The sequence below is a fragment of the Paenibacillus sp. P4_E11 genome (assembly GCF_056401635.1).
In genome coordinates, this window is sequence record NZ_JBFUIX010000158.1 from 1 (window position 1) to 7,058 (window position 7,058).

7 protein-coding genes are annotated in these 7,058 nt (G+C 50.0%); 4 read left to right on the plus strand and 3 right to left on the minus strand.

Translation table 11 applies throughout. From position 1 onward, the window contains the following. A partial coding sequence (locus tag AC1DWB_RS29875; protein ID WP_477544743.1) for an ABC transporter ATP-binding protein occupies positions 1-471 on the minus strand: 471 nt, incomplete at its 3' end. Between the two features lie 176 nt (positions 472-647). Here AC1DWB_RS29875 and AC1DWB_RS29880 point away from each other — a divergent pair. Next, positions 648-1,130, plus strand: coding sequence for a hypothetical protein (locus tag AC1DWB_RS29880; protein WP_477544744.1), 483 nt, complete (start codon positions 648-650; stop codon positions 1,128-1,130). A 34-nt stretch (positions 1,131-1,164) separates the two neighbouring features. Here AC1DWB_RS29880 and AC1DWB_RS29885 read toward each other — a convergent pair whose 3' ends face one another. Both AC1DWB_RS29885 and AC1DWB_RS29890 read right to left on the minus strand, forming a co-directional pair. Next, positions 1,165-2,388 (minus strand): MFS transporter, encoded by a 1,224-nt coding sequence (locus tag AC1DWB_RS29885; RefSeq protein WP_477544745.1) that lies wholly within the window; start codon positions 2,386-2,388, stop codon positions 1,165-1,167. A gap of 24 nt (positions 2,389-2,412) precedes the next feature. Next, positions 2,413-3,741 (minus strand): multi antimicrobial extrusion protein MatE, encoded by a 1,329-nt coding sequence (locus AC1DWB_RS29890; RefSeq protein WP_477544746.1) that lies wholly within the window; start codon positions 3,739-3,741, stop codon positions 2,413-2,415. A gap of 184 nt (positions 3,742-3,925) precedes the next feature. On the opposite strand from AC1DWB_RS29890, the gene AC1DWB_RS29895 reads away from it, so the two are divergent. From AC1DWB_RS29895 to pfkA, 3 genes are all read left to right on the plus strand, one after another. Continuing rightward, positions 3,926-4,240, plus strand: coding sequence for a hypothetical protein (locus tag AC1DWB_RS29895; RefSeq protein ID WP_477544747.1), 315 nt, complete (start codon positions 3,926-3,928; stop codon positions 4,238-4,240). Between the two features lie 233 nt (positions 4,241-4,473). Continuing rightward, entirely contained in the window at positions 4,474-5,505 is a 1,032-nt protein-coding gene (locus AC1DWB_RS29900; RefSeq protein WP_477544749.1) for a tetraprenyl-beta-curcumene synthase family protein, read from the plus strand. A 2-nt stretch (positions 5,506-5,507) separates the two neighbouring features. Then, the gene (gene pfkA, locus AC1DWB_RS29905) at positions 5,508-6,473 is read left to right on the plus strand and encodes a 6-phosphofructokinase (RefSeq protein ID WP_477544748.1); all 966 of its coding nucleotides are present in this window, start codon (positions 5,508-5,510) and stop codon (positions 6,471-6,473) included. Positions 6,474-7,058: the final 585 nt, after the last annotated feature.

Here is a 7,058-nt window from a genome sequence, read left to right on the forward strand (position 1 = left end):
GATGAGGACAGCGGGGCGATGCAGAATGGCTTGGGCAACACCGAGCCGCTGACGCATGCCGAGCGAATACGTCTTGACCTTATCGTGAATACGGTTTTCCATCTTGACTAGCTTGACGACCTCGTCGATGCGTTCCTTCGTAATGCCGGGAATCATCCGGGCGAAGTGGATCAGGTTCTGATAGCCGGTAAGGAACTTGTACATCTCCGGATTTTCCACGATAGCTCCGATATGCATCATGGCTTGCTCGAAGTTCCGGCCGACATGAATGCCGTTCACGATTACTTCGCCCTCTGTCATCGAGATCAGACCTACTATCATACGGATGGTCGTCGTTTTGCCCGCTCCATTGGGACCGAGAAAGCCGAACACTTCTCCTCGGGGAACATCGAACGTTAGGTGATCCACGATCGTTTTGCTGCCAATACGTTTCGTTACATTACGTAACTGGACTACTATGTCCTGCGACATGAGCTTCCTCCTTATACCAAACAAATTTTCAAGTATTACAATGTTGGGCTGCATCTTAATGAGTAATTCGATCTTTGACTTCAAGATTCCTCCTGAAGACCAATTCTCTCGTTCCCCTGTGGTACAAAATATGGTATTGTAGGGTTGAAATCAAGCTCTGGGTGAGGTCGTGATGGATGATGCCGCAAGCGATTCGAGCATCGAAAAGGGAAACGCTGCAATCTTTAGGTATTATTGCAATCTTTATTGTCATTTTATCCATTTACTTGCAAGCGAATAAGCCGGATTTATGGAAAGTGACGCCTACTTTCCAAGCGGGTAAGCTAACCCTGTATGGGCATGAGGGGAAGTTCGGGATGGTCAAGACGAACAATCCGAACGATGCGTTGTTCCGTTCGAGCAGAGGGGGCCTCTACTTTATGTATTTCTGGGGGCGCGATGCGGATATCACCGGCAAGTACAAGATGACAGCCACGCATAAGGATAGCGGGCAGACGGTGCAGCTGTATGAGTGGCCAGTCACGAAAGGACCGAACGACGCCGGAGCAGTGGCACAGAGCGGGGGAAGGTTCGGGCTAAGTCAGCCGGGCTTATGGAAATTGGATATTACGTTGAACGGGAAGCCGTTCGATAAAGTCATCGTTGACGTGAAGCCATAGCCAGTTAGCAATGGTGAAGCAAAGGGACTTCCTCTTATTCCGAGGGAGTCCCTTCTTTTTGCAACCAATGGGTAAGGAAGAAGAACAGACTGGCAATGAGTGAGCAGCAGGCGGCGAACCTATACATCCAGTGCGGTCCCCAGGCATCGAAGATCCAGCCTCCCACAACACCGCTCACCAGACCAGCAAGACATGACCAGACGACCGCATAGATCGCTTGCCCGGTCGCGCGGAATCGGTCCGGAATAAGCTGCATCATGTAGCGCAGCGCCGTGAACAGGAAGATGCCGAAGGAGAAGCTGTGCAGCAGTTGCAGCAGGATGACCCACTCCGGTTCCGTCACCAGGCTGACGAGTGTGAAGCGCAAAGTGTACACGAGACCTGCAATCATTAACAGCGGGAGCTCCTTGAACTTATGACCGTGTCGGCTGAGCCAGAAGAACACAGGGATCTCGCTCAGTGCGGAGGCAGTCCAGGACCAACCGACTATGGTATCACTGGCGCCCAACTCGCGCAAGTAGAGGGCAAGGAACCCATCATTGAGCCGGTGAGCGATCGACAAGATGAAGATGAGCAGCAGAAACCATAGGAATCGCCGCGACCCGATTACTTGCCCGAAGCCGGTGAACTGCATCTTGCCTGTACTGCTACCCGTCCGATCACGGAGCAGCATAGCGAGCAGCAACGAAAGTGTAATCGTGCCGATACAGATAGTCATTGTGTACTGGATTCCGATCTGCTTCAACAGCATGCCGAACACGAGCGCGGAGAAGGCGAAGCCCAATGAGCCCCAGATACGGAACGAAGCATAGCTCTTTCGCGTGTTCTTGATCGTCAGCATAATCAGGCTGTCATTGAGGGCGTTAAGCGGCGTTTGGAAGAAGTAGAAGAACATCATTAAGGTGTACAGCCAGCCAAGTGTGTCGACCTTCATCAGGATGAGCATCATGATCAGTTGGCCGGTTAGCATCACGATGAGCCATTTCTTAACCGTCTGATACTTGTCGCTCAGCAGCCCCCAGAACAGGTTGGCGAATATTCCGATGAACGGACCTATGGAATAGAGGGCGCCAATCTGGATTTTTGTGTAGCCTTGATGGTCGAAGTATAGCGGGAAGAAGGAAACGGTTAACGCCATCGTTAAGTAAAAGGCGAATGAGAACATTCGCAATACGACTTCGTCACGAGTGGACGGAAGCGATCGCTTGTCTATTTGTTGCATGGGATGTGGTTCAAGGTTGGAGTGGGGCGTTGCCATGTTACATTCATCCTTTGGGTAAGTTCATTCTCGCATCATATTGCGGGTAGTACTCTTGGAAGTCGTGCGAAGCACGTACAACACCACCAAGATTTCGGCAGCCAAACCAAGTGACTGGGAGAGTGCACCAATCATTCCGTTCCACTGCGGGACGGTTACAATACAAGTAATTAAGGTCACAAGGGTTATGATAACATTCGCTGTCTGAGAGAACAGCATGATCTTCGTTTCGCCACGCAGCAGTATAATACCGTTGCAGTAATCGAGCCAAGGATAGATAAGGGCGAACAGCATGAAGATACGCAATGCATGCAAGCTCGCGGTCATTAACCGTTCATTCACACCCATCACATGCTCCATGAACCAAGGTCCAACAGCTGTATAGCCGAGAATGCCGATCAGGAGTGGGGGAATCGCACTTAATAGGAGAGCGAAACGCAACACCACGTCTTTATCTTTACGGTAAAAATTCAGCACGATTTGATGCATGTAGGAAAAAAAACTTTGCACCAGCTGCGCAAGACTGCCAGCTATAGCGAACGAAGCAATGGCAAGCTCGAAATCGACCGTTTTTCCTAGCAACGCGTTAATGGACGGGCCAACGAGAATGACGATTAGCGAAGATAACAGGAGTGGGCGGTAGAATTGAAAGATTTGCTTCGGTTTATCAACCGGATGGTCCTCTTTCTTATGAGGCATCATCCGCGCTACCTTACGACCTTCCCAAGCACTTACCGCGGCTTCGATCACCATGCCGACCAGGAATATAATCGCGCCAACCTCACCGCTAGTAACTCGATTGGTATGAATGAAATAGAGTGAGAGCGCGTACATGGCGGCTAGGCGAATTACCATACCGATGGTCAGCCATTTGGTGCGCATATTGCTGATAATGATCCCATGGTACAAACAGCGAATGCCCGAAAAGATCGAGACGAACATCAGGATGCTGTAAACATCAAGTATGCGGCCGAGCAAATCATGATCCACCCCGAAGGCGTAAAGGAATATCCATCGACCCAGCGGCGTATATGAAATAATTACCCCGCCTACGAACATGGCAAGCAGCATATAGACGGTAACAACGGTCATGGAGCGGAACGATACCCGATCCCGTACTAGGGCGGAGCATGTTTGCCTGAGCAGAACGGCTGGCCTCTCGATTATACCTAGCATGCTCATACCGATCGCATAGCTTGCAATTATCGTTTCTGGATGCGCGGATCGTGCAAGTGTGCTGTTAATAATGACATGCGAAATCGTGACCAGGCTCGCGGACAGGCCGAGGGGGACAAAAAAAGCAAAAAGCTGCCTTAAGGTCAGCTGACTGTTGCCGGATTCGGCTTCGGACATGATAAGGACTCCCTTTAGAGTTTCGCATGATTATACTGCGTTAACCCTGCCTAACTAATAAAGTCTAGTATAAATCCGGATGGCCGATCTGGCAACAAAGCGAAGCTTATGCAACATTTTTTACTTGGCGAGAAGTTGGAGGGCGTGGTACAGTATTCTCGGGTATATAAAGGGGCTAGAGTAGATGACAAACGTGTTTATTTACAATGAAAGGTTAGGCATTGAGCTTCCTTCGCTGGACCAGGAATGGGAACGATACAGGGAGGAAGAACGCGCGGATATTCTAGTTCGGTGGGAAGAAATTCGAGGGACGATTCCGGACCGGATCTTATCCTTGGAACGCATTATTATTCGCAAGCAGCTTCAATTGAATGTGGAAGACGATTTTCCAATATCGTGTCGGTTGAACTATGAGATCGCTGAGCTGGCGAGCTGTATTACCGATTTGCACATCTGGTATCGGGTGAATCAGGAATTGTCCACTCGGGCGCATCATTAATGGGGTGTGCGTTACTTTGTGAGGGATGAGTATGGGGCCCCCGCAAAGTAATAGGAATAAGCGTCAGAGGCGTGCTTCACTTTGTGGGGTAGAGTTGTGGGGTAAAGTTAGGTTTATAGAGGCATTTATACTATAATAGAACCTATAACTTAACGGATTGGTATGGAGGAACAAGGAACGTGATAAGCACTTGGCCTAACTATGCGAAGGTTCCCCGCAACCCGATCGCCCTCATGCATCGAGTATATCGGTATGTGCTCCCGGAGGTTCACACCCAACTTGAAGGCTGGCGCAGTGTGGCGGAACGGATGCCGGATGCGGAACTACGGAAGCAAGCGATCGACAGCATGACGCACAAAAAGTTTCATTGCCAGGGTGGCGCTATATATGCGGTAGCCAACCTATCCATGCGACATGTTCTACTTCCCTTGATCGTAGCCTTCCAGACGATTAGCGATTATCTGGATAATCTGTGTGACCGGAGCACATCGCTCGATCCGGAAGACTTCCGCCGCTTGCACCAGTCGATGCTCGATGCGGTGAACCCGTCAGCGCCCCTGCAAGATTATTATGAGTTCCGCGAGGAGCGTGACGACGGCGGCTACTTGAACGAACTTGTCCGAACTTGTCAATCGTGCGTCTGTTTGTTGCCCGGGTATGCACATGTACAGGAACGCGTTGAATGGCTAGTTGGATTGTACTGTGATCTGCAAGTGTACAAGCACATCCGTAAGGATCTACGTGAAGCCGAATTACTAGCTTGGTGGGAACGCAATCGGGAACGCTACCCGGATCTGCACTGGAACGAATTCGCAGCCGCGACTGGCTCCACGCTAGGCGTCTTTTACTTGTTTCTTGCCGCGACGAATGATCGAATATCGGTCAGCCAAGCGGATGCCATCTTCCAAGCCTATTTCCCTCATGTGTGCGGACTTCATATTTTGCTGGATTACTTAATCGATCAGGAAGAAGATATCGCTGGCGGAGACTTGAACTTTTGCAACTATTATGACGGTCTGGATTCCACGGCTAAGCGCATAGTCTGGATTGTAGAGCGGGCTCGGATGGATATTGAAGGAACGGAGCACTCGTCTTTTCACAGAATGATTATCGAAGGCTTATTGGCTTTGTACTTGTCCGATCCGAAGGTGAATCATCAACCGGAAGTAAGAATGATTTCCAAGCAGTTAATGAAGGGCAGTCCTGTAACTAGGTTGTTCTTCTGGGTGAACAGTRTATGGATTCGTAAGAAAGGTGGAGCTTAGTGATGTCTGTTAAATCAATTGCCGTCCTCACAAGTGGTGGAGACTCCCAAGGGATGAACGCAGCTGTAAGAGCGGTTGTAAGAAGTGCATTGTTCTACGGATTGGATGTATATGCGGTGCAGCGGGGATATGCCGGACTCATCAATGACGATATTCGCCAGATGGACCTGCGGAGTGTGGGCGATATTATACAACGCGGAGGAACGATTCTGCAGACGGCGCGCTGCAAAGAATTCATGACACCGGAAGGTCAGCAGATCGGTGCTGACAATTTGCGGCGACGGGGCATCGACGGGCTTGTCGTCATCGGTGGCGACGGCTCTTATCAGGGTGCGAACAAGCTGAGCAAGCTTGGCATCAAGGCGATGGGATTGCCCGGCACGATCGATAACGATATTCCGTTCACCGACTATACGATAGGGTTCGACACAGCCGTCAGCATTGTCGTAGACGCGATCAACAAGCTTCGGGATACGATGAGTTCGCACGAACGATCCTCCATCGTCGAGGTTATGGGTCGCTACTGCGGGGACATCGCACTATATGCGGGTCTGGCGAGTGGAGCGGAGACGATTCTCGTGCCAGAGGTTCCATTCAGTCTGGACGATGTCGGCAACCGGATGAAGGATAATTTCAACACCGGGAAGCGTCATAGTATTGTCGTTGTAGCTGAAGGTTATGGAAGCGCGCATAGCGTCGCCGACCACATCAAGGACAATCATGGCATCGAACCGCGTGTTACGGTGCTTGGTCATATTCAACGTGGTGGTACGCCGACTCACAACGACCGCGTTCTAGCAAGTCGCCTTGGTGATTTCGCTGTGCGGAAGTTGATTGAAGGCGAATCCGGCAAAGGCTGCGGGGTTATCAAAGGCGAGCTTACATTAACCGACATTGACAAGGTCGTGAATACGAAGAAAGAATTCAACCGAGAATTGTACGAGTTGGCGATCCGACTGTCGCAATAAGGTCGAATCAAGATAGGTTAATAATCAAAAAGGCCGTCCAGGTTGCAGCTCAAGCTGCAAATCTGGACGGCCTTCTTGAACATATAAGAATTTATAAGTTTTTGGGGTTTATCCTTTTTCAACATATGGCTTGGGAGCAAGGAGTTCGGTTATCTTGGCTGGGAAGGAGTAAGAAACGGTAGGTTGGATGGGTTAACTCGTCGATAGAATCGACTAATTCTCGGGAATGAGGGACGTTAAGCTCGAGTTAGTCGATAAAATCGACAAACAGCCTGAATGTTTCAAATTACTGATTCTGATTACAACATAATTGGATGTCCTATGATTACGGGATCGTCTTTGGACATGTATCAGAAGATTTCACTCGGAAAAACCGGACGCGGAGCGTACGGACAAAGGAAACTCCTTGAAGGAAAGCAGAACAAAAAGGGAGTGAGCAGGAGAGTGGAGAAGCGAAGCGTCCGCCTTTGAAACCGATTCCTAACCACGACAACATTTCAATCAAAGGAATCGATTTCAACAGCGGGTGGAACCTCCTGTTCACTCCCTCCCCACACGCCAAACTGAACACAACCACCAAGGACC

Excerpts from the sequence above, each read along its gene's own strand:
- AC1DWB_RS29880 (WP_477544744.1), top strand. The coding sequence starts at position 648 with ATGATGCCGCAAGCGATTCGAGCATCGAAAAGGGAAACGCTGCAATCT.
- AC1DWB_RS29895 (WP_477544747.1), top strand. The coding sequence starts at position 3,926 with ATGACAAACGTGTTTATTTACAATGAAAGGTTAGGCATTGAGCTTCCT.
- AC1DWB_RS29890 (WP_477544746.1), bottom strand. The coding sequence starts at position 3,741 with ATGTCCGAAGCCGAATCCGGCAACAGTCAGCTGACCTTAAGGCAGCTT.
- AC1DWB_RS29885 (WP_477544745.1), bottom strand. The coding sequence starts at position 2,388 with ATGGCAACGCCCCACTCCAACCTTGAACCACATCCCATGCAACAAATA.
- pfkA (WP_477544748.1), top strand. The coding sequence starts at position 5,508 with ATGTCTGTTAAATCAATTGCCGTCCTCACAAGTGGTGGAGACTCCCAA.